This is a genomic window from Paenibacillus sp. JNU01, from assembly GCF_059130585.1.
Window position 1 is genome coordinate 2260228 of sequence record NZ_CP169723.1, and the last position, 23365, is coordinate 2283592.

General features: G+C 45.3%; 23 protein-coding genes. 1 reads left to right on the top strand and 22 read right to left on the bottom strand.

Features of this window, described 5'->3' with window-relative positions:
- Positions 1-71: 71 nt before the first annotated feature.
- The 11 genes from NLBNIHML_RS09795 to NLBNIHML_RS09845 all read right to left on the bottom strand — a co-directional run bounded on the left by NLBNIHML_RS09795 (position 72) and on the right by NLBNIHML_RS09845 (position 14303).
- On the bottom strand, positions 72-2468 hold the full coding sequence (locus tag NLBNIHML_RS09795) for an S-layer homology domain-containing protein (protein ID WP_494354283.1): 2397 nt from the start codon (positions 2466-2468) through the stop codon (positions 72-74).
- Between the two features lie 21 nt (positions 2469-2489).
- Positions 2490-3977 carry a dockerin type I repeat-containing protein gene (locus NLBNIHML_RS09800; RefSeq protein ID WP_494354284.1) on the bottom strand — a complete coding sequence of 496 codons (1488 nt, stop codon included), beginning with the start codon at positions 3975-3977 and terminating at the stop codon, positions 2490-2492.
- 178 nt (positions 3978-4155) lie between these two features.
- The gene (locus tag NLBNIHML_RS09805) at positions 4156-4983 is read right to left on the bottom strand and encodes a sugar phosphate isomerase/epimerase family protein (RefSeq protein ID WP_494354285.1); all 828 of its coding nucleotides are present in this window, start codon (positions 4981-4983) and stop codon (positions 4156-4158) included.
- A gap of 133 nt (positions 4984-5116) precedes the next feature.
- Entirely contained in the window at positions 5117-6439 is a 1323-nt protein-coding gene (locus NLBNIHML_RS09810) for an LLM class flavin-dependent oxidoreductase (protein WP_494354286.1), read from the bottom strand.
- A complete protein-coding gene (locus NLBNIHML_RS09815; protein WP_494354287.1) occupies positions 6421-7620 on the bottom strand; it encodes an MFS transporter in 1200 nt (399 codons plus the stop codon). Before NLBNIHML_RS09815 ends, NLBNIHML_RS09810 begins: the two co-directional genes overlap by 19 nt.
- Positions 7621-7765: 145 nt before the next feature.
- Positions 7766-8206, bottom strand: coding sequence for a GNAT family N-acetyltransferase (locus tag NLBNIHML_RS09820; protein ID WP_494354288.1), 441 nt, complete (start codon positions 8204-8206; stop codon positions 7766-7768).
- A gap of 249 nt (positions 8207-8455) precedes the next feature.
- Entirely contained in the window at positions 8456-9355 is a 900-nt protein-coding gene (locus NLBNIHML_RS09825) for an ROK family protein (RefSeq protein WP_494354289.1), read from the bottom strand.
- A 28-nt stretch (positions 9356-9383) separates the two neighbouring features.
- On the bottom strand, positions 9384-10856 hold the full coding sequence (locus tag NLBNIHML_RS09830; RefSeq protein ID WP_494354290.1) for a glycoside hydrolase family 32 protein: 1473 nt from the start codon (positions 10854-10856) through the stop codon (positions 9384-9386).
- A 25-nt stretch (positions 10857-10881) separates the two neighbouring features.
- On the bottom strand, positions 10882-12489 hold the full coding sequence (locus tag NLBNIHML_RS09835; RefSeq protein ID WP_494354291.1) for an ABC transporter substrate-binding protein: 1608 nt from the start codon (positions 12487-12489) through the stop codon (positions 10882-10884).
- Positions 12490-12544: 55 nt separating this feature from the next.
- The gene (locus NLBNIHML_RS09840; protein WP_215076232.1) at positions 12545-13426 is read right to left on the bottom strand and encodes a carbohydrate ABC transporter permease; all 882 of its coding nucleotides are present in this window, start codon (positions 13424-13426) and stop codon (positions 12545-12547) included.
- A 16-nt stretch (positions 13427-13442) separates the two neighbouring features.
- Positions 13443-14303, bottom strand: coding sequence for an ABC transporter permease (locus tag NLBNIHML_RS09845; protein WP_494354691.1), 861 nt, complete (start codon positions 14301-14303; stop codon positions 13443-13445).
- Positions 14304-14843: 540 nt separating this feature from the next.
- Here NLBNIHML_RS09845 and NLBNIHML_RS09850 point away from each other — a divergent pair.
- Positions 14844-15920, top strand: a complete 1077-nt coding sequence (locus NLBNIHML_RS09850; protein ID WP_494354292.1) for a LacI family DNA-binding transcriptional regulator — start codon at positions 14844-14846, stop codon at positions 15918-15920.
- A gap of 121 nt (positions 15921-16041) precedes the next feature.
- Here the strand turns inward: NLBNIHML_RS09850 and NLBNIHML_RS09855 are convergent, their stop codons facing one another.
- From NLBNIHML_RS09855 to NLBNIHML_RS09905, 11 genes are all read right to left on the bottom strand, one after another.
- Entirely contained in the window at positions 16042-16860 is an 819-nt protein-coding gene (locus tag NLBNIHML_RS09855) for a purine-nucleoside phosphorylase (protein ID WP_339256834.1), read from the bottom strand.
- A gap of 128 nt (positions 16861-16988) precedes the next feature.
- Entirely contained in the window at positions 16989-17315 is a 327-nt protein-coding gene (locus NLBNIHML_RS09860; RefSeq protein WP_472476716.1) for an immunity protein TriTu family protein, read from the bottom strand.
- Positions 17316-17410: 95 nt separating this feature from the next.
- Positions 17411-17581 carry a hypothetical protein gene (locus NLBNIHML_RS09865; protein WP_494354293.1) on the bottom strand — a complete coding sequence of 57 codons (171 nt, stop codon included), beginning with the start codon at positions 17579-17581 and terminating at the stop codon, positions 17411-17413.
- Between the two features lie 47 nt (positions 17582-17628).
- Positions 17629-18633 carry an endo-1,4-beta-xylanase gene (locus NLBNIHML_RS09870; protein WP_494354294.1) on the bottom strand — a complete coding sequence of 335 codons (1005 nt, stop codon included), beginning with the start codon at positions 18631-18633 and terminating at the stop codon, positions 17629-17631.
- Between the two features lie 242 nt (positions 18634-18875).
- Positions 18876-19223, bottom strand: coding sequence for a hypothetical protein (locus NLBNIHML_RS09875; protein WP_339256841.1), 348 nt, complete (start codon positions 19221-19223; stop codon positions 18876-18878).
- A gap of 135 nt (positions 19224-19358) precedes the next feature.
- Entirely contained in the window at positions 19359-20234 is an 876-nt protein-coding gene (locus tag NLBNIHML_RS09880) for an aminoglycoside phosphotransferase family protein (RefSeq protein ID WP_494354295.1), read from the bottom strand.
- Between the two features lie 49 nt (positions 20235-20283).
- Entirely contained in the window at positions 20284-20763 is a 480-nt protein-coding gene (locus NLBNIHML_RS09885) for a DinB family protein (protein WP_472476713.1), read from the bottom strand.
- A 29-nt stretch (positions 20764-20792) separates the two neighbouring features.
- Positions 20793-21329, bottom strand: coding sequence for a GNAT family N-acetyltransferase (locus tag NLBNIHML_RS09890; RefSeq protein ID WP_494354296.1), 537 nt, complete (start codon positions 21327-21329; stop codon positions 20793-20795).
- Positions 21330-21656: 327 nt separating this feature from the next.
- On the bottom strand, positions 21657-22079 hold the full coding sequence (locus NLBNIHML_RS09895) for a hypothetical protein (protein ID WP_494354297.1): 423 nt from the start codon (positions 22077-22079) through the stop codon (positions 21657-21659).
- Positions 22080-22133: 54 nt separating this feature from the next.
- A complete protein-coding gene (locus tag NLBNIHML_RS09900) occupies positions 22134-22679 on the bottom strand; it encodes a GrpB family protein (RefSeq protein ID WP_494354298.1) in 546 nt (181 codons plus the stop codon).
- Between the two features lie 99 nt (positions 22680-22778).
- Positions 22779-23351 (bottom strand): hypothetical protein, encoded by a 573-nt coding sequence (locus NLBNIHML_RS09905; RefSeq protein ID WP_339256853.1) that lies wholly within the window; start codon positions 23349-23351, stop codon positions 22779-22781.
- Between the last annotated feature and the right edge of the window lie 14 nt (positions 23352-23365).

Genomic DNA, 23365 nt, shown 5'->3' on the forward strand with positions numbered 1-23365 from the left:
CTCCTGGATTTCATCTGATGCTGCTCTTCCCCAACTGAAGACAGGGAAGAGCAGGATCAGCAATCTACTTTTTAATTCTGGGATGCAGCCTGGATCGCGCCATAAGCCCAGTGATCTGCAGATACATCCTTCCATCTGGATGCACCGGACAGATCAGGCTCAATCTTCACCAAACGATTCAGCAAGGTAACGGCCTCTGCTCGCGTCACAGCATCGTTCGGACGGAATGCTCCGTCTTGCGACACACGCATGACTCCCGTTGCCAATACATGTTGAACCGCCTCTCGGGCCCAGTGCAGTGTAATATCCGTGGCTTCGCTTGACAAAGCTGCTGTTGCTTCAGATGCTTCTGTATTGACATCGGCAGCTGACTCTTGAATTGTCAAAATTCGCTCGATGATTACAGCCATCTCGGCACGTGTGATAGAGCGCCCTGGCATGAAATCGCCGGCAGCATTACCACGCATATAACCTGCTGCTGTCGCCGTTGTAATCGCTTCTCGTGCCCACTCGGCGACTGGCATATCCCGATAGGATGCCGTGCTTGCTTCATCGCTGTCCGACGGTAATACGCGAGATAGCAATGCAGCCATTTCAGCACGTTGAACCGCCTGATTCGGTCTGAATGTACCGTCGGCATAACCTTGAATGTACGCTGAGGATTGGCTGCCATTCATGAGAATAATGGAGAATGTGCTGAACTTGGTGACTTCAAACTCAATTCCCGGTTGGTCTGTTCCATTAAACTTAACAAGTTTACCCTTAACGAGTTCCTTGGTCCCATCGCTATGTTCAATAAATACTTGCAACTTGTCCAGTTCCTTCTGTGTCAGGTTCGTATCCCTGATCGGTAGCACTACTGTCACCGGACGACTGCTCATATTTGTCTCAATGGTCATTGGACGACCTATTAAACGGAAGTCGGAGGTATTGATTGGCTGTTCTACAATTAATGGATCCTTCTTAATTCGCTGCTCTACTACCTCACGCCCTGCGGCATCCTTGATCGGAACAAGGTGGAAAAATACGTCCGAGTCCAGTCCTTGCAAAGATTTCGCCGTAAGTTGCAGAGATGCGTTATCCGTTTCAATATACAGATTCATCTTCTCGTCTGCCATTAGTGCAGTAGACTTGGCAGGCAGCTTCACGTTCAGTTCAGATACCTCGTCCTTCTCATCCGGAATCATGATCCGGGCAATAGACGAACCTGCCTTCTTCAGGGTTTCAATTGCACGAGAAGTCTGCTCGGCCGTCAGATTCACCTCGTCCTTTTTGCGTCCATCTGCCCCTGTTGTTCTTTCAATAATCGTTTCTGAAACAACAGCTTTCGTGTTCCGTTCATTGGTCACATTTACGGTGATCTTCTCGGAAGTGCTTGCAGACGGTGATGATGTTGCCGAACCACCGGATGAACTTCCTGAACCGGACGAACCCGGATTGGATGGTGTTGTTGCTGTTGTTGGTGTTGTTGGCGTAACCGGTGAGCCCACGACTGTGATTTTGCCCGGTACAATCTGCTTGTTCATTTCAATTGCATCAGTATCCGTCACCGTAAAGTGTTCAGGCAGGGCCGTGTTGACAACCTGGACCGGATACTCTCCTGCAATAACATCGGAAGCCATCGTGAATTCGATGTTAAACAACTCCTGCGGGCTCTCGGATGCCGGAATGGGACTGAGCCCGCCATCCTCATCACTCCAGCCTACGATGAGTGATCCTGTTTCATTATTCACGTTATACTGTATTCCCGTTCTGTTGCCTGTAACATCAGTAACCTGCATGGGTGCGGGATTGAACTTCAATCGTACCCCGTAAGAGCCGATTGGTTGATCAAGTGACACCGTATCGACCGATAGCGTTACCTTTTCACCTGCTTTTCCTTGTGCTGATCCAATGCCAACAGTTACATTCCCGACTGGCTTTACATCTTCAAGCACAATGACTTGTCCAACTTGCCCGGTCACTTGAACCGGATCAATATCCCCTGTCCATACGCCCGTTTGCAGGGTTACTAAGCTTGGACCGATAACCGCATTTTCCTTAATCTTAAAATGAAGGGAATACAACTCCGTAGATTCATCGATGAATTGTTGAGTAATCATAAACACTCCAATGTATCCGGAAGCAGACGTATCTTTGGTTAAATTTAATCCCTCATATTTTTCATAAGCCTGCTGGTTTACAACCTCGTCCCCTTCCACGAGTTCAAGCACAGCTGAATCGTAGGCAAAGGACAGCTCAGAGTGATAAAAAGCAAATGCTGAGCCTTTCGAATCATAAGATACAGGCACTTCGACGATATCTCCTGGTTTGCCAGATACTTCTCCGATATGAATGACAGGATCTACACTGGCCTGTGCCTGAGGAAGCCACGAAAAGATCATGGAAACCGTGAGCAGCATAGTCAGAAGCGCCTTCATGGATCGTTTGGATTTTGTAGATATTAAATGCCCCTTTTGGTTTGGCAAAATAGTCACTCCCTTCTGATATTATGAATTAATCCCCAAGTAAACGCCCATAATCAGCGCTGAATCCTTCGCATCCAGGACACCATCATCATTCATGTCCAACGCTTCAATCTGACCTGGTGTTAACGTGATTAAACCTTTGATATATTTATTGACCAATAAGGCGTCTGCCGGTGTGATTACACCGTCTCCATTGGCATCCCCTTTGATTCGCAACATGATCGTGACATCCACGCTATCCGAAAAGACAGTTCCATTCTTGGCCTGCCAGCCAAATGTTGTCTTGATCCCTGTAAAAGCTGAACCAGGAACAAAGGCCAATGTGTTCAACTCCGCAACAGGAATAACCTGATCCTTCACGACATCAACGCCGTTCAGCTGCAATTTGCCGTTGTCAGGCAAAGAGGAGATACGAATATCAGTCATGGGCCGATTCTCTGGATCAGCATAATTACTTTCAAAATCGGTGGATGTAAAGGTTACAGGCAGCCCTTGTTTAACCGTTTTGGAAAATGCACCAGCAGCCGGTTTAGGCGTATTATTCTGGCTGAGACCTAGAGTACGAGCAGAGGTTCCGTCTGCACTGAATACAACAATCCGGTCTCTCGCCGTATCAGCCATATATACTTCGTCTTCCGGTCCGAAGGCAATTTGATTATTGAGGTCAATCGGATATGACTCGTTCCCACTCACCCACGTACTCAGTACAGGGCGATCGGGATAAACAAAACCTTCGTAACCTGCATGCATGATCTGGTTCTCACTCACGACGTATACTTGTTTGTTCACTGAATCTAACGTAAGGTCTCCAAGCTTGTCTGTTGAATTTATTATACTGATGAAGGGGTAGAGATTAACTCCGCTCATATGTGTATACCATTTCTGATTTCCATCTCCAAGAATTACGCTAGAGTATTCGGTGTATCCCCCACTCGAACTTCCTGTCCATCTCAAGGTATCCAACGAAATGCTACTTAATATGACAGATCTCGTTGGAGTACTGTAGAGGCTATACATCAGTTCCACATAAGAATAAGCGTCCCTTTTGTACATAATTATATTTCGGATATAAGGTTGCTTATCCGCATCTGAATATCCGCTATATAGGGAAAGTGTACGCATAACATCTATAGCGGGCGCGTGTACGGTACCATCAGGATTAAAAATATGCACTTGTGCTGTTGCGCCTGATGCAGCAGCATAGATCAGTCCGTCGCTTCCCATAGTGACTGCCGTCAGATGCGGGACATCCATGGTCGACAGCACTTCGCCTTCCGCTGTAGCCCGAAGAACCCGATTGTTGCCGCTGTCTGCGATCAGCATCTCTGTTTCACCATCAGCCGTCTTATAGAACTCAATGTCTGTAGGTTGACTTACTGAAATGGACTCTGTTGCAGCAAGGGCTGATGAAGATGGAAAAGTCATGCTCGTGAGTAATGTAATGACAAGAGCAAGTACACCCCATCGTGTTCTTTTGACTCTTGCACCCCTTTTAGTATGTAGACTCAACTGGTCTCCTCCTTAAGTTTCTGATGACGTTCTGAATCAATATAGCAAGCAGCTCTTAACAATCACTGAACAGAAACATGTTTGGATATCGAATACAGGCATACCAAAAAACGACCAGACCAAACGGATGCCCGTTTAATCCCGTCGTTCTCTTTCAATCCTTTTCTCTCAGCATGATTTAGAAATCTGCAAATACCTGCTCAAAGCCTGCTTTCGACTTGGCAAACCGCGCCTCTACATCCAGTTCTGATGCAGGTGCCAACACCTCCTGAGCCACGACACCGTTGTAGCCAATAACCTTCAGATTTGTCAGAAAACCTTTCAGATCTATTACACCTTCCCCAGGATACAAGCGTTCTCCATCCTTCAATTGCTCGATCGGCAAATCATAGGCATCGTTGATATGCACATGAACAATCTGCTCTTTCTTCAGCTTCAACAGATCTTCCATGGGTAGACCATTCGTATGCCAGTGATAGGAATCTACGAGCAAACCTACGTTAGGCGCATGAATGGTTTCAATCCAATCCAGCGTATCTTCCACACGCCATATAAACGGATTCTTCCATTGCGTCCGCAAGTGATGGCAACCAACAAACTCTAGCCCTAACTTAATCCCGTAAGCGTCCAGAATATCTGCGCAGAGTCTCAAGCGTTTCGTAGCTGCCGCCATAAATTGCGCTGCTGGCTGATCCGTTGAGGGTAAAGTATACGTACAACAGCTGTAACAATTCAGCGAAGCAGAAGCTTCAGCCATGGCAACCAAAGATTGCAATCCCTCACGAAATTGCTCATCTGTTGTCCGCCACTCCACCGTTAGACCCGATGAACCGATAATGACCTGATTGCTATCCAGTAGTTGTTGCGCCCGCTCCTTACCATACGTTTCAATCAATGAGAGCGGATTCAAATCGACAGATCCGAAACCATATTTGGCCGCCTCTATGATATATTGTTCATCAGACTCGATGTTGCCCAGTCCCGCATTCGTTAACCCTCTAATCATCCCAATCTCCTCCTGTGACTCGTCTGGAATTGCAGCTTGTTTATCATTTTATAATAGCAGTACTCTCCGAAAAAGAAACCATCAAAAAGAGCGGCAACAACGTTAATTTAACGTCATTACCGCTCTAACTTCTCTATTTGACAGCTTCAAGCGTATACCGGTTACGTGGAATCTCAAGACCCAAATTCCCCCGGAGTGTCTCGTGTTCATACTCTGTACGGAACAGCCCTCGTTCTTGCAGAACCGGAACAACAAGTTCCACGAAATCTTCCAATCCATTAGGCACCACAGTTCGAACATTGAATCCGTCTGCCGCTTCGCCTTCAAACCATGCCTGAATCTGATCTGCGATCTGATCCGGTGTACCAATGAACGATGTACGCGGGGTAGATGCTAACAATGCTACTTGGCGTAGGGTCAGACCCTGTTCCCGTGCCTGCTGCTTAATCTTGTCTGTTGTACTGCGGAAGCTGTTGCTGCCGATCTCCCCAATCTCGGGGAAAGGTTCGTCCAGCGGGAACTGGGAGAAGTCGTAATGATCGAAGTAACGTCCCAGATAATTCAGCGCCTGATCTATGCTCACCAGTTCGGCAATCTCCTGATACTTCCGCTCAGCCTCTTCCACTGTTCTACCCACAATGGGGCCGATGCCAGGGAAGATCAGGATATCCGTTACCTGACGTCCATACGCCATTGCTCTTGCCTTCACATCCCGGTAGAACTCCCTTGCTTCCTCCAGCGTCTCATGTCCTGTATAGACGGCATCCGCCGAGCGGGCAGCCAGATCTTTACCAGATTCGGATGACCCTGCTTGGAAAACCACCGGATGACCCTGCTTCGAACGCCCCACATTCAGGGGGCCCTGTACGGAGAAGTGCTTTCCTTTGTGATTCAGCGTATGCAGCTTGGCAGGATCGAAGAATACGCCCTGTTCCTTGTCCCCAACAAGGGCATCGTCCTCCCAGGAGTCCCAGAGACCTTTGACCACATTCAGATGTTCTTCCGCAATTTCGTAGCGCAGCGCATGGTTTGGATGTTCGCCTTTGCCAAAGTTCTGTGCCGATCCTTCCAAAGGTGAAGTAACCACGTTCCATCCAGCCCTCCCGCCGCTCAATTGATCCAGCGAAGCAAATTGCCGCGCAACCGTGAACGGTTCACTATAGGAAGTAGACAATGTAGCAACCAGCCCAATATGGGAAGTGGCCCCGGCGAGTGCGGACAGAAGTGTCAGAGGTTCAAAGCGATTGAGAAAATGAGGATTGGACTTCTCGTTGATGAAGAGGCCATCTGCAATAAAGAGCAGATCGAACTTCCCTTTTTCCGCGATACGTACCTGCTTCTTGTAGAATTCCAGACTAAGACTCGCGTTAGTGGGAATATCCGGATGACGCCAAAAGGAAATGCTGTTACCCACTCCATTCAGATTGGCTCCCATCTTCAATTGTCGTTGCGACATATATATTCCTCCCCATGTTGTAGTGATGATACTGCCCAAGCTGCTCCCAGCAGCACAATCCCTGTGAATAGAAAAATAAACGGAATGCCGATCCAGCCACCCAGAAAACCACCGATTAACGGTCCAAGCACAATACCGAACTGACTCGCCGTCTGACTCAGACTGACAGCCCTCCCACGAAAATCGTGATCAGCATACTTGATGATCAGCGCATTAAGCGCCGGATAAACCGCGGCAAAGAACAGACCATAGACGAATCGCAGGCTGCCAAAATAAATCAGATTCGTTGCTGTCATTTGCAGCAGACTGCCAATTCCGCCGCCAATCAGACCGATAAACAGGGTTTTCTCGTATCCGATCCTGCCACCAATCTTCCCCCATCGCGGTCCCATAATGACAGTTGCCACACCAATCGCCGAGAAGACAATACCTGCACTAAGTGTTGCACTACCGATATCTCCTCCAATCTGGACGACATAGAGCGTCAGCACCGGTTCGATGATGAGCACGGAGGTCGAGACTAGCAGAATCAAACAGTAGATTCGCATCAAACCCGGCGTGGAAGCCGCTCTTTTCAAGTCCCCTATGATCTTCGTCGGAACCACCGTACGAGCTTGCCGTGACTCCTTAACACCGAGGACCATCAGAGCGGCAATCAATGTAATCACAGCCGATGCAATGAAACACCCTCGCAGTCCGATCCAGTGACTCAACACACCACCGGCAAGAGGACCAAGAATTCCGCCCGCAGCGCTGGCCGTGGAGATCACGCCAAGTGCGTAACCCACATGTTTCTCCGGAGTATTGGTGCCGATCAGTGTAATTGAGGCGGGATGAAAACCAGCCATGAGACCCTGAAAGACCCTCACTGCGATAAACGTATATGGATCGTAAACAAAGAAGTTAGCCAAATGCGCAATGCCTAGCCCAACCCCTGAACGGACGAGCATCAGTTTGCTACCATATCGATCAGCCAGTGATCCCCAAAAGGGTGCGCATAATCCACTGATCAGAAAGCTGATGGAGATCGAAATACCGGACCAAGCCTCCAGGCCGCTCTGGATACCGAGATCATTTTGCAGGAATATAGGAAAGAAGGGAACGGACAGCGAGTATGCCATATGATTGAAAAACAGGCCGAACCACAGAATATACAGATTTCGCTTCCAATGTGGCATCATGGCATTCTCCATACTATATAATTCCTATATAAAAAGTAGGTTATTATCCATATTAAGATGCCGTCATCGGAAAGTATAATAGAAAAGTTCAATAGACCCATTCAAGAATTAAATGAATGGGTCTGTTATAGATGTAAAGTAAAAATTACTGCAATTGAACCGACATAAATACGTCGACTTCATCTTCACTATCCAATATAAATCCAAATCGTTCATATAATCGCCGAGCAGGGCTTCCCTGCAATACATTTAAAGTAACTTGTCTGCCCTGAACTTCATCCTGTTCCAGCAGCATGTTCAGCACCTGAGTTCCTATTCTCTGACCCTGATAATCGGGATGTATGTAGAAATGTTCCAATAGATATACCTCAGCCTTGGGCTTCAATGCTACACAACCCACCATTGAACCCTCCACTTCAATAATCCGCGTATGGACAGGATCGAATGTATTTCGGAAACGTTCACGCACTTTCACATCATCATATCTTCCCAACCTGGTTAGATCATCGTATAATACCAACGCCCGTAAATCAGCGAGTTGCTCTTGGTCTGCCTGCACAGCTTGACGCATTGTTATTTGATTCATTGCTTGATTCCTTTCCATTGAATACACGCTAAATTTTGAATGTTCTTATTGCACGATAGAGATAGACACTCAAAATCATACCTTTGGCAGCTGACTTGAGCAACATCGGATTTAAGAACGTATTATATTTTTCAAACTTAATTAACTCCTCAAAAAATAAAAAAAGCCCAAAAAGGACCGTGCAGTCTTGCTTATACAAATAAGCAAATCAACAACCGTCCCTTTCGGAATGTACATTATTTAATAAAACTAAGAAGCATGTGAAACTTTTGCCGCATGTTGCCCTGCTTCCAGACCCAATGCGAGCGCACCACACAGACCTGCATGTTGGCCTAATCCGGGCTGGACGATATATTGGTCCATATGTTGTGTGATTTGGGCTGCATTCACATAACCATTGAGATTCCGGATAACCCTCTCCCGGATCAGTGGAAACAGATGATCTTGCTGCATTACACCACCACCCAAGATGATCTTCTGCGGCGAATGAAGCAGGATGGCCGTGGTGATCGACTCCGCAATGTAAAAGGATTCGATCTCCCACGCCGGATGATCTGCCGGCAGTTCACTGCCAGGGATCTGCCAGCGTGCCTCAATGGCCGGCCCTGCCGCCATTCCCTCCAGGCAATCGCCATGATACGGGCAACATCCGGCAAAGTGATCGTCCGGATGGCGTCTTGTGCGAATATGTCCACCCTCGGGGTGTAACAATCCGTGTACTCGTTGGCCACCTGCCACAATTCCGACACCAACGCCTGTGCCAATCGTGTAATATACACAGTTGTCCAGTCCTTGCGCCGCCCCCCACGTCACTTCACCCAGCGCGGCAGCATTCACATCCGTATCCCATCCGATAGGAACCGGAAATTCATGCTTCAAGGTTCCAACCACATTACAGTTCTCCCACCCTGGCTTAGGTGTTGTTGTAATATAACCATAGGTGGGACTATCCGGTTGCAGATCAATCGGACCAAAGGAGCCAATCCCCATGGCTTCCACACCTTTATCCCTGAAATAGTCGATTACCTTGGCCAGAGTTGTCTCCGGGTGTTCTGTTGGAAAGCTGATCCGATCTTCTATGTGTCCATGCTCATTCCCTACACCACATATGAACTTCGTTCCACCTGCTTCTATGGCTCCGATACGCATCGTTCTGGGCTCCTTTCCTTCATTACAATTAACCTTTAACCTTGGTCGGTGAGATCTCATAGAGTTGAAGTGAAGAGAATACCAGCTCCGTATTTTCGGCATGAGCAGAGATGCCCTTGGAATCCACATCAGGATAGATCAGATCCGTAATAACCGCCTGACCATCATTTGCAAATACCTCCACAGATGAATGATCTACAAAGATACGCAAAGAGTGATTCCCGCTCACCGCTTTTAACTCAGCTGTATGGCGGCCCAGGAAATGTTCATGAAACTCGCCGCTGCCCGATCGACTACGGTCAACATATACTTCACCTCGGATCGAGTCTACACCAACGACGGTCTCGTGATCTGCGCCGCTTCTTAGCGCAAAATGGAACGACTGATTATGATCCCACTCTGCATGGATCTCATAACTTACAAGTTGCAAAGCATTCAACTGCTCACTCACTTGCGCAATCGAAACATCCTGTAGGGACAATACTGGCGTACGGGCTTGCTCAAGTTCACGTGCAGGACGTTGAACCAATATAACTTCTCCCGCTCTTGTCTCCAGTGTTAACTCCCGGGCAATGGTCATGGCTCCACGGTAATCTTCGGTTGGCGTCTGGTTGGCATACATCCAGTTGCTCATCCAACCCATGAACAAGCGTCTGCCATCTTCAGCCGGAATGTCGGACCAACTCACGCCCGCGTAGTTATCCCGGCCATGGTCAATCCAACGAATCATGTGGGATGCCTCATCTGGGACAAATGTACTTCCATCAAAATCCCCGGTGAAATATTGCGTTCTGGAGCCTTCTATACAAGCAGGATCTGCACCAATGCTGACGAGCATTACCCACTTCTCCTGCCCAATTTCTCCATCCACTGCAAGTGGGAACAGGTCCGGACATTCCCACACACCATCGTGTGAACCGATCCCGGCGCCAAATTCACTTCCAAGTTTCCAATCCTTCAGATTGGGAGAACGATACAGACATACCGTTTGACCACATGCGATTATCATAATCCATTCCTTGGTCTGCTCATGCCAGAACACTTTGGGATCACGGAAATCAACAAAGGATTCATGCGTTAATACTGGATTACCCTCATACTTGGTCCAGGTTCTGCCGTTGTCTTTGCTATACGCCAGACTCTGACGCTGAACAGGATGCTCATTCGGCACTTCCAGATGATGTGTGAAAATGGCAACCAACCCCGGCTCATCTTCGAAGAATCCGGAAGTATTGTTCCAGTCCACCACCGCACTGCCGGAGAAGATCATGCCATGTTCATCCGGTGCCAGAGCTACAGGAAGTTCCTCCCAAGTGACGAGATCTCGGGTTACCGCGTGCCCCCAATGCATCGGCCCCCATGTCGTACCAAACGGATGATACTGATAGAACAAGTGATACTCTCCATTGAAAAACACCATGCCGTTCGGGTCGTTCATCCACTTCTCTTTCGGTGAAAAATGGTATTCATTGCGGTAATCTTGTTGTAGAATTGTCGACATTATGGTTCCTCCTCCGTACTTTTCTTTATTGGTTATTACGGTCATATCCTGCTTGTTTAATCTGCAGCCATTCTTGCAATCCAAGGCGATCCAGCTCTTTCAGATAAGCATCCCATTCCTGATCTACTTTCCCGTTCTGATACCATTCTGTACGCAGACGCAGCACATAGGCGAACAGATCCGTCTCAATGGTGGAAAGGCGGTCGAGTTCATCGATTGAGAAGAACACGCTTGGATAGACGTTATCTGCTTTCATGTGTGGAACCATATATTTATCGAGCAGTTCCATACGCCATGCAGCATCTTCCGGTTTGGTTGTGTATTTGTCATAATAACTGTCGAGAATGGCCAATGGTCCCGCGATACTTGTCTTTTGTCTGAGTTCCACAGGTGCAGAGCCTTCCAGCGGAAGATGCTTCAACATGCCCTTGGCTTCATCGAATTCAAATATATTTTGCTGACTCTCGTCCCCATACGTACCCCAGTTGTTCTGCACAGATTGGAGCGGATCGTACAATTGGTCTACCCACTTCGCTGTGGATTCCAGGTTTTTATTGCTGCTGGTAATGACCATGCGACCACGATCAAGCCCTATTCCGTTTGTTCTTGTGACGTTAACTTCTCCACCAGGTCCGGCAATTGGAGGCAGAACATCATACGTATCATTCATGCCTGTAATATTAGCCTTATCCCATGTGAAGTACATGCCGTACTTGTTATCCTTGCCTTTCGCAAGATACGTGTTCCAATCCTGCTGATACGATTCAACATCGATGAGACCTTCCTGAACCAGTTCATGAATGTACTTAACCGCTTCCTTGTAACCTGCATCGGCTGCTGTGAAGACGACTTTCCCTTCATTCGTTACTACGGTATGATCCCAGTTCTCTCCGAGTCCAAATGCAGCAAAGAGAAATGTCAGATCCTCTCCACCTGGCTTGTTAATAAAAGACAATGGAATTTCGTCGGCCTTGCCGTTGCCGTTGGGATCTTGGGTTTTGAACGCGATCAGCACTTCTTTCAACTCTTCGGTTGTCGTTGGCATCTTCAGTCCGAGCTTGTTCAGCCACTCCACATTGATCCAGGGCAAGTTATCCACTGCCTGAATTCGTTGTTTGCCACTTCCGAGTTCTTCAATCCATGGGAATGAATAGATATGTCCGTCTGGAGCCGTGATCATGCTCTTGTATTCGGGGGCTTCCTCCAGCACCTTTTGCAGATTGGGCATATATTGTTCAATCATGTCCTCAAGTGGAATGATCGCCCCGTCCTTCGCCAGTTTCAGGAGATCATAATCCCCATAACCTGCATCAAAAATAGCATCCGGCAAATCACCGCTGGCCACCGCCAGATTTCTTTTCTCCGCAAACACATCACTCGTATAGTTCTTCCAGTTGATATGCACATTGGTTTTCTCTTCGAGTCGCTTGTTAATCAGCTTGTCGTTCGGATCAGCGGGAGCCAGTGGAGAACTCTGCGTGATAAAATTCAATGTCACCTTGCCATCAGGTGATTGCGCCTCACTTGCTGCGCCGCCTCCACCCCCGCCACAGGCGGTTAGAAAGAGCATCGCAGATAACATGGAAATGGATGCCGTTGTAACGGCTTTTCTGGACTTGTTCACTTTTTTCATAATAATGACCTCCATGAGTTGGATTGGATCAACTTACAGTATCGCAGGCTGTTCACTATTTAAGGGAACCAACCATGACACCTTTTTCGAAATACTTCTGAAAGAACGGATACATGATGATCAGTGGCAGACTCGAAATGACAATGGCTGAATATTTAATCATCTCGGAGAGCCTTTTCAGTTCCGCCATCGCGAGTTGGTCACTGATCATACCTGGTGCAGCCTGATTCTGAATCAGAATGGAGCGCAGGACGAGCTGTAACGGATGGAGATTCGGATTGTCCAGATAGATCATCGCATCAAAATAGGAATTCCATTGCCCAACGAAAGCATAAAGGGCGAGTACAAATATGATGGGCTTTGACAACGGAATGACGATCTGGAAGAAAATCTTCATCTCAGAAGCGCCATCCACGTTTGCGGCTTCTTTCAGTTCTCGAGGGACTCCTTTGAAGAAGGTTCTGGAGAGAATGATGTTCCAGACGTTAACGGCTCCAGGAATGATGATTGCCCACACCGTATCCAGCATGCCGAGATTACGAATAAGTAGATAGGTCGGGATTAATCCCCCGCCGAAGAACATCGTGATGATAAAGATAATCATGAAAAATCCACGTCCCGCGAGCCTTTCATCCGACAATGCATACCCTGCAAATATGGATACGGTCACGGTGATCAGTGCAAAGGAGACCGAGTACAGTACCGCATTTGCAAAACCTCGGATCATGGCTGGATTGGACAGAATCATCTGATAACCGTCCAGACTCCAGTCTGATACATTGAAGGACAGTCCACGATTCAGTAGCACAGTGGGGTCCATAAATGAGGCGATAACAATATAAATCAGGGGAACGACCACAACCAGTACAGCACAGGTGAGAAAGATGGCATTGAGTGTGAGGATCAATCGATCCATTCCCGTGTGTTTAACAACCATGGAACATACTCCTTTCCTAATAGAGGCCTTCGCCTTCGTTCAATTTCTTCACAATCAGATTCACTGTCACCAGCAAAATCACATTGATAACCGAGTTAAACAATCCCACTGCCGCAGAATAAGCGTAATCTCCAGACTGTAACCCCACCTTGTAGACATATGTGGCAATAATCTCAGAGGAAGGCAGGTTCATGGACGTCTGCATCAGATAGGCCTTCTCAAATCCAATGGACATAATGCCACCAGCTGCAAGAATAAAGACGATGGCCATAATCGGACGAATCGTTGGAAGATCAATGTGGCGAATACGCTGAAGGAGATTGGCTCCATCCAGATTAGCCGCATTGTGAAGCTCCGGATCAACATTGGCCAAAGCCGCAACGTATATGATGGAAGCCCACCCCGCTCCGGTCCAGATATCGGACAAAATGTAGATCCATCGGAAATATTCCGGTTCAGACATGAACATAATTGGCTGACCTGTAATCCAGGTTGCTAATTGATTAATTGGCCCTGTCGGTGAGAGGAAGATGAACAGCATACCCACCACCACAACAACCGAGATAAAATTGGGTGCATACAGAAACAGTTGGATATTTTTCTTCACGCCAGCTTTACGTACCTGATTCAGCATAAGTGCAAGTAAAATAGGCACCGGGAAACTGAATATCAATCCCAAAAAGCTGAGTTTAAGCGTATTCATTAAAATGATATCGAAATTGGGAGAAGCTATAAATTTCTCAAAATGCTTCAGTCCTACCCAATCACTGCCCATAATGCCTCTGATCGGACTGAAATCCTTAAACGCAATGATGGCTCCGTACATCGGAATGTACTTGAAAATAAGAGTCAAAATTAAGGCTGGTGCGAGCAACATATATAAAAAGTAATTTTTTTTGAGCTGCTGCAACCTCTGACCGCTTGTCGTCCTCACTTTCAGTACCCTTCCTTCGCCCTTTTTGCTGTCGGCTATGTTATCCAACACGATACCCCCGTTCCATTCTTGAAGTTGACAATTGTTTTCGGTAAGGGCTTTCAATATTTACAATTGCCTATTTAATAATTTACAATTTATCAGGTTTCAATGAATTTAGTCAATACATTTTGTAAAAAATATTTGTGCATTTGATTATTTCTTCTTTGCCCAAATGTAAATAAAACGCACTGAAATTGCAGATAATTAGCACCAATCCGGTGATATCAACATAGATATTTCTTTGTCACCGCTGATATTCCTCCAATCACATTACACTTGTAACCAAAATTTTGGAACAATTATGAAAATTAAATTTGTGTTCCGAATTGTAAACATAATTGTGCATTTGTAAAGTAAAGATTGCTATTTGTGCCGTTCTATTATACATTTGACTTAGAGAAGAATATGGATGACTATTGATGAGTAGAGGTGAAGCATTAGATGGCAAAGGAAAAAGTCACGATACAAGACATCGCTGATGCTTTGGGGATCTCCAGGAATACGGCTTCCAAAGCATTGAATGATAGCGGAAACATCCCGGATGAGACTAGAAACCGTGTAATTAAAAAAGCAATTGAACTTAAATATAAACAGTTTGCCTATATGGAAAATGAACATGTTTTAACCAAGGCCCCGGGCAATATCGCCTTGTTAACTGAAAACCTGCCTAATACATCTCACTTTGGTTCGTTGTTAATCAGCGGTTTGGAGAAAAGAATCAGTGCGGAGGGATACAATCTCTCGATTCATATCGTGCGTGAAGAAGATCAAGACGCGCTTACACTTCCCAACAATTTTGATATCGCCAAAGTAGACGGCATCATTTGCATTGAATTATTTGATCTGGAATACACTCAACTGATTACCGATCTGGGCATCCCCACGATCTTTATCGATTGCGCTTCCAACATATGTTATCCCGAATTCCATGCAGATTTGCTCCTTATGGAGAATGAACACAGCATCTATCAGATCACCACCAAATTAATTGAGAGCGGCTACACAAGTATCGGATTTGTTGGAGACTACAATCACTGTAAGAGCTTTAATGAACGATGGGTTGGATATCACCGGGCTATGCTTGAATCAGGGTTGCAGGTAGACCTATCTCATTGCATTCTAGATAATGATCGCCTATGCTTCTCCAAGCCAGGATGGTTGAACCAGCGGGTGGCAGAGCTGACTTCCTTACCTTCCGCTTACGTATGCGCTAATGATTTTCTTGCCGTCGATCTGATCCGTGCTTTGAAAGCCAGAGGTGTTTCCGTTCCGCAGGATGTTGTGATATGCGGATTCGATAATGCACCCCAATCCCGAATTATTGAGCCAGCATTAACGACAGTTCATATTTACAGCAATGAGATGGGGATTAAGGCTGCGGAGATGCTGTTATCCCGGATTAATAGCCCGACACAGCCGTATCAAGTCTCACATATTGTGACCAAACCCATCATCAGGGAGTCTACGCCAGCAATCATGGCCGATCATTCTCAGATGGTTCATGGTTCGGCAAAATAAAAAAACGTATGTCTCACGAGTAACAACTCGTGAAGCATACGTTTTTTGTGTTTTCGACTTGGCTGGCTGTATGGGAACTTTATCCTATCCAGCGCTGCCTAGAATAGAAATCATCTGGCGATTAGATTTCTTTCAAGATGCCTTTTACCAAACCAATAAAGGTTGTTTTCACTTGGGCAGCCACTTCAATCACTTCGTCATGACTTAACGGCTGATCCAAAATGCCACAGGCCATATTGGTCAGACAGGAAATGCCCAGTACCTTCATACCGCCATGGATGGCAACAATAGCTTCAGGTACCGTAGACATACCCACCGCATCCGCACCCATCGTACGAATCATGCGAATCTCTGCTGGTGTCTCATATGCCGGACCACTCCACCATGCATAGACACCTTGCTGCAGGCCAACGTTTTGCTCTTCTGCAACCTTAAGCGCAATGCTGCGCAGTTCGCGATTATATACCTGTGATACGTCCGGGAAGCGCACACCCAGTTCAGCATTATTCGGTCCCATCAACGGGTTGTTGCCCACCAGGTTAATATGATCTGTAATCAGCATCAGTTGTCCCGGCTCAAAGCTTGTGTTGATGGCTCCGCAGGCATTGGTGATAAGCAACTGCTCGACACCCAGCGCTTTCATAATGCGAACAGGGAATGTCACTTCGTCCAATGTAAACCCTTCATAGTAATGAAGGCGGCCTTTCATCGCTACAACCGTTTTGCCCATCAGCTCCCCAATAACCAATTCATTGGCATGACCGATTGCCTCTGATTGCGCAAAGTAAGGAATTTCTGTGTAGGGAATAACCTTCGCATTTTCAATCTCGTCGGCGAGCGCTCCCAGCCCCGAACCCAGAATCATGCCTATGGCAGGTTTGGAATGGATTCGGTTTAATATGTAATCTCTTGCTTCCTGAATATGTGCGGATTGATGCATAATGGTATCCTCCTGATGATCTTAATTGAGTTAATGAGGTCTTACTCATCAAGTGTAATGAACAATGGTCCTGATGTAAATGGAAGCTGTTGTCCGAATCATTGCAGGGAGAACCTAGTCAATCCCGGTCAAGGCTTTTGTCCAGACTGTACCACTTGAAAATAAGTTGTAAGAAGTTCAGCAAAATCAGGTTCTTTCTCATCGATCCGTTCAATGTACTTCCACAATATCAGCATTTCCGTCTCAATGTGAATGACCTCATATTCCATTTGTCCGGACTCCCAAACCGTTACCTGACCGATGGCACACCCCGATTCATGTACGAATCCGGTAGAAGGATCGGGAATGATGTGGTCATCATGAACGGAATGCTCTCTCTGTTCCGTGGATATGTGAAGAGACTTCAGGCCATCTGCCTGTTGTTCAACCCATTGTTTGAATTGTTTCCGTAACAAATCACGGCCTCCCTGTTATCAGCCTAACATTCATTTTTCTTTTCATAAAAAAAAACGACCCTGTGTCACAGGATCGCTTAAGCTCATCGAATATGCTACTCCAGTGAATATGTGTTCCTGCTTTTCACGTAATCGATCAACATGATCAGTAACATCATGAGTGTGGCAAACATCATCGGCTTGGCCAGTGTGCCCTCCTCAAAAATATAATAGGCTACCACCAAGTTCCCTGCAAATGTCATCAGGTAGTTACGGATGGAATCCATACACTCATCTCATTTCGATCAGAAATTTGAATCATACTCTGATTTTTTTAACTCTCGTTATCTTTAATTATACGCCAAAATGATTCCTTTGGCTGCAACTGTTGATCAAATACAAAAGGCCAATTCTTACGTCCACGTACCGGGAAATGATCCAACCAGGTGTAATTGTCCGCTACCCCCCAGAAAGTCACTGAGGTAATGGATGTTTTATATTCTCGGAACAGATCGAAGATTTCTTCATATCGACGCTCCTGCAACTCGGCCATTTCCGGAGTGGGCGCAGTAAGATCGGTTCGACGATCCTCATGACGAAACACCGACATATCCAGCTCCGTAACATGCAACTGTACATCCAGTGAAGCATAACGCTCAATCGCCATTCGGATCTCCTCAATTGAAGGACCATGAATATTCCAGTGCCCCTGCATACCGATTCCATGTACAGGCGCTCCCTTATCCAGCAAAGACCGAACCAAATTGTATATTTTCTCCCGTTTGACCGGATCGGTCTCATTGTAGTCATTATAGAAAAGAAGGGCATTGGGATCTGCTTCATGAGCCATGCTGAATGCTTGCTGCAGATAGTCTTCTCCCACGAGTTGCAGCCACTTTGTGTCCCGCATGAAGAGATCGGTCTTATCTTCAATCGCTTCATTGACGACATCCCATGCATATATTTGCCCCTTATACCGTCCTACCACTGTATCAATATGTTGCTTCAAGCGAGATAATAATAGTTCTCTGGACACGGGAGCACCTGAGCTATCCTCGAAAACCCATTTCGATGTCTGATTGTGCCAGACAAGGGTATGTCCGCGAACCCCCATTCCTTGAGCAACAGCAAAATCAACAATTGCATCTGCCGCATCGAACACATAACGATTTTCTTCCGGGTGAATTTCTCCGAATTTCATCTGATTCTCTGCCGTGATGCTATTGAAGTGTTTCGCGATAAATTCCCCTTCGGACTGCAACATGCCTGTATGTACAGCAGCACCTATTTTGAACTTGTTGGCATAAGCAGCATGTAATGATGGAATTTCCGTCGACATTTACAATTCCCCCTACCCATTTTTATCCATCATATCTTTTGTTGAATGCGCTTACAATGAACAAATTATACTTCTTCCCCCTCATATTTAACTATTTATGAATCTTACGCCCTGTTCGGAAAACAAAAACACCTCCACATTCGTTCCGCTGCTCATTGCAACAACAAAACTATTTCGTGGAAGGTGCCATGTGATTGTCATGTTCGGTTAATTCAACTCATATACGAAGATAGTATGAAGCATTATAGCTTGTCCACCTGTAATAAGGTGACTTGTTTCACTGTGCATGCCGGGTTAATTTGCTCCTCGGACAGAATGTTCAGCTTGATGAGACTTTTCAGCTTATGGCTGTCTACCTTGGACAACAATCGCCAGATGTCAGGGTCCGGAAGAGAAGCATACAGCTTCTGATCATCATATTCTTTGCGGTTCTGAAGCACTGTTTTCACGGTGTAACCACCAACCTGCGTCTCATAGACTCCTTGTTCTGCACAATACGCAACAATCTCGTCTCGTAGCACAGACAACTGTTGCTCAATATCTTTTTGCTGCTGCTTCAATTCAAAATAGGATTGAACTTTCTGCTCCATATCGATCACGCTCCTCTATTAACATAGGTATGCGAGGATCGCTAATTTAGGACAGGCTGTTTATTTTATTCACACACATGTGGTCTTACTCTCATTCAATCGTATCCTGTCGTCGTTGATATTCCGTGACTAGGATTACAGCAGGTGTTCATTCAAATATGGATTATGTACAGCTATGCTGTGAACCCTTTGCATGACATCCGGCCCCATGGGTACATCCCCAACACGTTTTAACAGAATCCAGCGCAGGCATGCCATGGCTTCAAAGACCTGCCCCTCTTCCTGCGTATACGTGTTGTAGCTTGCAGAACATGCAAATGCAGCCCGATACATCTCGCCGTAACTTCCCCCATTATAGATGGTGATGAGAAAAACAGACCATGCCATATCGTACCTTGGATCACCATACTGCCCATTGGTCCAATCGATGATGGTGTAATGACCGTCCATTTCAAGAATGTTTCCCAGATTATAATCACCATGAATCAGACATTCCTGTCTGATCTGGCCATGCTGTGTCAGGTTTGCTAGAAGATTTTGTATATCTCCATGCGACTCAATCTGAGGAAAAAAGTATTCAACAAAATCATACTTGGATATGTATTCTTCATCTTCTCCAGCACCCACTCTATTCACCGGATAACGATGAACCTCCATTAATCGCTCAGCCAACCGTGTCAGTTTGGTTTGGGTTAATTGGGTAATAGGCTCTCCATCATAGCTTGTTAACAGCACCTGATTCTGTTGGTCGTCTACACCCCAACCGCAGGGTTTGGAAACACCAACTCCACTATGATAAAGCTTGGATAATAATTGATATTGTTTGGCGATATCCGGCTTGGAATCCTTGTCCCAGACCTTCAATACGTACCGCTGACCACCCATTTCAATTCTCATTACACTCGCTTCCAGTCCAGGTGACAAGGGAATGATCTGAACCTCCTGTTCAATCACCCGCTGGACACGATCATGCAGTTGTATCCAATCTATCTGGCTGAGTCCGGTAATCATTGTTACCCTCCATCCTTCCATGTCCTGCCATGTCCTGCCGATCTCTCATTTAGTCAGGTAGAATAAGTCCTTTGCCAATGACATTGGCGGATACTGGCTGCTTGCCCAATTCTCTGGCCCATACCGATAGCTGTCCCATATGGTGAATCTCATGGGCGATCACATGTCGCATGACTTCTCCCCATGAATCTGTAGCGACATTGCCACCTGAGCGATGATCAATATAAGCTCTTTTTTCCATACTCGGCTCCCATGCTGTAACAAATGCCTCCACATCCGGACGTAATCTGCGATCCAATTGTCTTACCGCCTCAAGGTTCTGGTAATTTGCAAAATTTTCGGCATCATCCGGTTTACCCTGAAGCAACTGAAGCCAGCTCCACTCTACATCAATGATATGAAACAACGTTTGTAATATGTTACCTACTCCGCCCGTACGAGGCCGAAGCAATTCTTCAAGCGGTACATCTTCACACCAGGCATACCATTGCTCACGCACGATCCAGTTGTAACGAAAGAAAGTTTCCATTGGTATATTCCCCTTTATCGGCTATGTTTTCAGAGAGATTTGATCAATTCTGTATTGGCAAAGGTATCATTAGAATGTTCAAAATCTCCATAAATTCCGCTGATCTGATTGAATCCGGATTTGATCCAGAAGCGTAAAGCAGGCCAATTTTTGAGCGCGACGTTAATTCGAATTTCCTTGTAACTTAGCTCGGAACAATGGAAAGTCAGTGCCTGAATTAATTCTTGTCCATATCCCTGCTTCTGGATTTCACTCTGAATATACAGAAACTCAAGATATAGCGAATCGTCAGAAGGATAACCGTGGTACACACTTAACAAACCAATGTTGCGATCATCCTCAGCTGTACGAATGGATTGAATTCGATAGTTCTCCATTCTCCCTTCTGGAGGAAGGTGGCCTTCATGAACACATTTTTTCACATAATCCAGATCATGCTCTCGTCCATCCCATTGATGCATGTATCGACTGGTATCATAAATCGACTGAAGTTCAGGAATATCGGACTCTTTCACATCTGAAATCATGAGCCTGTCTGAGTTCCATTCTACTGGAAGTTGTTTCATCGTCATCACCCCATCTTTACGTTCTAGTTAATCTCTTTTTAATATACAAGATTACATGAATACCTGCATAAATAAACAGGACATTGAACAAATATAGAAGTACATTTAAAGAGATGCCAGATATAAACCAGATTGTTCCGTCCGAGTTAGCATCATGATAATCTGTAAAGAATCGGATCGGAAAACCATACTCCGTTCGGAGCGGTCCATCATCTGTATATAAAGTTCCAGGAATACATATGATGGCTAATACAGCAAGCCAGGCTGATAGATTCATTATTCTTTTGTTAATTGCCAATACCTCTCCTCCTGACGAATCAGTTTAATTCAACTCTTTCTGCTTCGCATCTTTAACCAAACTTCCAATCCCATATCAATCAGTACAAATAAAATAGCAGCAAAAACACCCAATAAGGTCAGAACTAACGTCTCTTTGAAATTCAGTATTTCTTCTCCTGCTCCCATGAGCACATAATAGATATACATCCCTAGAACTCCAGCAAATGCATAACCCAATATCCTCGTACTTAGATACAACATATGATTAACGAATTGTATTCGGCAGAGCAGATCGTCCAGCAATATCGATAAAGGCAGCCCAATCAATACGATCAGTGGAGTTGCGTATACCAGATACATAATCATGTAAAAATCAAAACTGTAGGATTCATTCATTGATATGAGGCTTGCAGCCAAAGTAAAACAAATGATGGTTAGAACAGTTGTTAACAGCTTTCTTCCCATGTTCATCTCATCACTCCAATAGGGTTATCTCGATTCATTGGATGTGCTCATTGGATATCATTATGCATCAGATTTTGCCGGTTGCCATCCAATTTCTTGAGACCAATTATGCGCTCTCTGTAATATGCTCCACACCGTTGGTGCTTTTCCTTCAACATACTTGGGACGCTGATCTTTATACAATGACATGAGTCTGTGCTTTTCTTCCGCATATTCCAGACAATCTTCTGGATGCTCCCTTAAATAGTCTCTGAACAGCAAGGTCATCTGCTCGGAGAAACTGCCTGCATGTCTAACGTGTATATGTATCCTTCTGCTTCCAGGTTCTTCACGAAAGTAACGTTTAGTCTGATCCGGATTTTCTGCTCTGAATACAAATCCGACGGTTTCGATCTCACGCTTGTAGTCCAACAGATTTTCAACATTGGAAACAGATATCTGTATATCGATAATGGGTTTAGCGTCTATCCCGACAATTGAAGTGGACCCTACATGATCAATCCGCACAGCCTTTTCGCCTAACGCTGCTCTTAATATCGAACCCGTTTCCAGAAACAAATCACGCCATGCCGGATCATACTTTGCAATTCTCCATTGATCCTCCATACAACGCCTCCTTCGTTATCCAATCAAGCTATATAATTAAATAACACGTTCTTTCAACTTTTTGTTACAGTTAGATTATTTAGTGATGCCATATAGAGATCATGCAAAATCATCATTGTTTATCCCCAGTTCGATTTGTTTCCTGGATTCAATCATGTATTCGTACACATCATCAATTTCTGCTATACCTGTAATATTCTCTTTTAGCAGTTTAATAATTAGATTATTATCACACTCTCTCATCCTTATATCTTTCAAATAGTTATCATTATAGTCGTTTATAAAATCTGATTTATGCTTATAAAATTGAAATCTTTCCAAAATATATATTTCCTTAAGATTAATAAATAATGCTACAAAATCCTTAAAGTTTCTGGCCACTAAAGTTACTTGATTACCAAACGCCGTAGGTTGGATAAAGATAACTGGAGCTTCTTCCAAATCACTAATGGATCTATTAAACGTAAAAAAAGCAAAATGGTCACCATCTGCCCCTGTTCTTCCAAATATGATGGCATCATCTGGCGTACAATAGTATCTATCATCGTCATTGTTAAAACTAATATAAAAACCCATATAATCTTGAAGGGTTCCATCATGTTTTTTACGTAATTCTTTATCTATTCGAACGATGCCTTCTAAGGATTCTGGCATTTTATAATGTACTTCCATGTTTACATACCTCT

What these genes read in the sequence shown, in the direction of transcription:
- NLBNIHML_RS09905 (WP_339256853.1), bottom strand. Translation starts at nt 23,351, where the DNA reads ATGGAAGTACATTATAAAATGCCAGAATCCTTAGAAGGCATCGTTCGA.
- NLBNIHML_RS09825 (WP_494354289.1), bottom strand. Translation starts at nt 9,355, where the DNA reads ATGCGTATCGGAGCCATAGAAGCAGGTGGAACGAAGTTCATATGTGGT.
- NLBNIHML_RS09865 (WP_494354293.1), bottom strand. Translation starts at nt 17,581, where the DNA reads ATGGATTCCATCCGTAACTACCTGATGACATTTGCAGGGAACTTGGTG.
- NLBNIHML_RS09900 (WP_494354298.1), bottom strand. Translation starts at nt 22,679, where the DNA reads ATGGAGGATCAATGGAGAATTGCAAAGTATGATCCGGCATGGCGTGAT.
- NLBNIHML_RS09875 (WP_339256841.1), bottom strand. Translation starts at nt 19,223, where the DNA reads ATGGAGCAGAAAGTTCAATCCTATTTTGAATTGAAGCAGCAGCAAAAA.
- NLBNIHML_RS09815 (WP_494354287.1), bottom strand. Translation starts at nt 7,620, where the DNA reads ATGATGCCACATTGGAAGCGAAATCTGTATATTCTGTGGTTCGGCCTG.
- NLBNIHML_RS09845 (WP_494354691.1), bottom strand. Translation starts at nt 14,303, where the DNA reads ATGTTGCTCGCACCAGCCTTAATTTTGACTCTTATTTTCAAGTACATT.
- NLBNIHML_RS09810 (WP_494354286.1), bottom strand. Translation starts at nt 6,439, where the DNA reads ATGTCGCAACGACAATTGAAGATGGGAGCCAATCTGAATGGAGTGGGT.
- NLBNIHML_RS09835 (WP_494354291.1), bottom strand. Translation starts at nt 12,489, where the DNA reads ATGAAAAAAGTGAACAAGTCCAGAAAAGCCGTTACAACGGCATCCATT.
- NLBNIHML_RS09840 (WP_215076232.1), bottom strand. Translation starts at nt 13,426, where the DNA reads ATGGTTGTTAAACACACGGGAATGGATCGATTGATCCTCACACTCAAT.
- NLBNIHML_RS09880 (WP_494354295.1), bottom strand. Translation starts at nt 20,234, where the DNA reads ATGATTACCGGACTCAGCCAGATAGATTGGATACAACTGCATGATCGT.
- NLBNIHML_RS09890 (WP_494354296.1), bottom strand. Translation starts at nt 21,329, where the DNA reads ATGAAACAACTTCCAGTAGAATGGAACTCAGACAGGCTCATGATTTCA.
- NLBNIHML_RS09830 (WP_494354290.1), bottom strand. Translation starts at nt 10,856, where the DNA reads ATGTCGACAATTCTACAACAAGATTACCGCAATGAATACCATTTTTCA.
- NLBNIHML_RS09855 (WP_339256834.1), bottom strand. Translation starts at nt 16,860, where the DNA reads ATGCATCAATCCGCACATATTCAGGAAGCAAGAGATTACATATTAAAC.
- NLBNIHML_RS09885 (WP_472476713.1), bottom strand. Translation starts at nt 20,763, where the DNA reads ATGGAAACTTTCTTTCGTTACAACTGGATCGTGCGTGAGCAATGGTAT.
- NLBNIHML_RS09805 (WP_494354285.1), bottom strand. Translation starts at nt 4,983, where the DNA reads ATGATTAGAGGGTTAACGAATGCGGGACTGGGCAACATCGAGTCTGAT.
- NLBNIHML_RS09820 (WP_494354288.1), bottom strand. Translation starts at nt 8,206, where the DNA reads ATGAATCAAATAACAATGCGTCAAGCTGTGCAGGCAGACCAAGAGCAA.
- NLBNIHML_RS09850 (WP_494354292.1), top strand. Translation starts at nt 14,844, where the DNA reads ATGGCAAAGGAAAAAGTCACGATACAAGACATCGCTGATGCTTTGGGG.
- NLBNIHML_RS09895 (WP_494354297.1), bottom strand. Translation starts at nt 22,079, where the DNA reads ATGAACATGGGAAGAAAGCTGTTAACAACTGTTCTAACCATCATTTGT.
- NLBNIHML_RS09870 (WP_494354294.1), bottom strand. Translation starts at nt 18,633, where the DNA reads ATGTCGACGGAAATTCCATCATTACATGCTGCTTATGCCAACAAGTTC.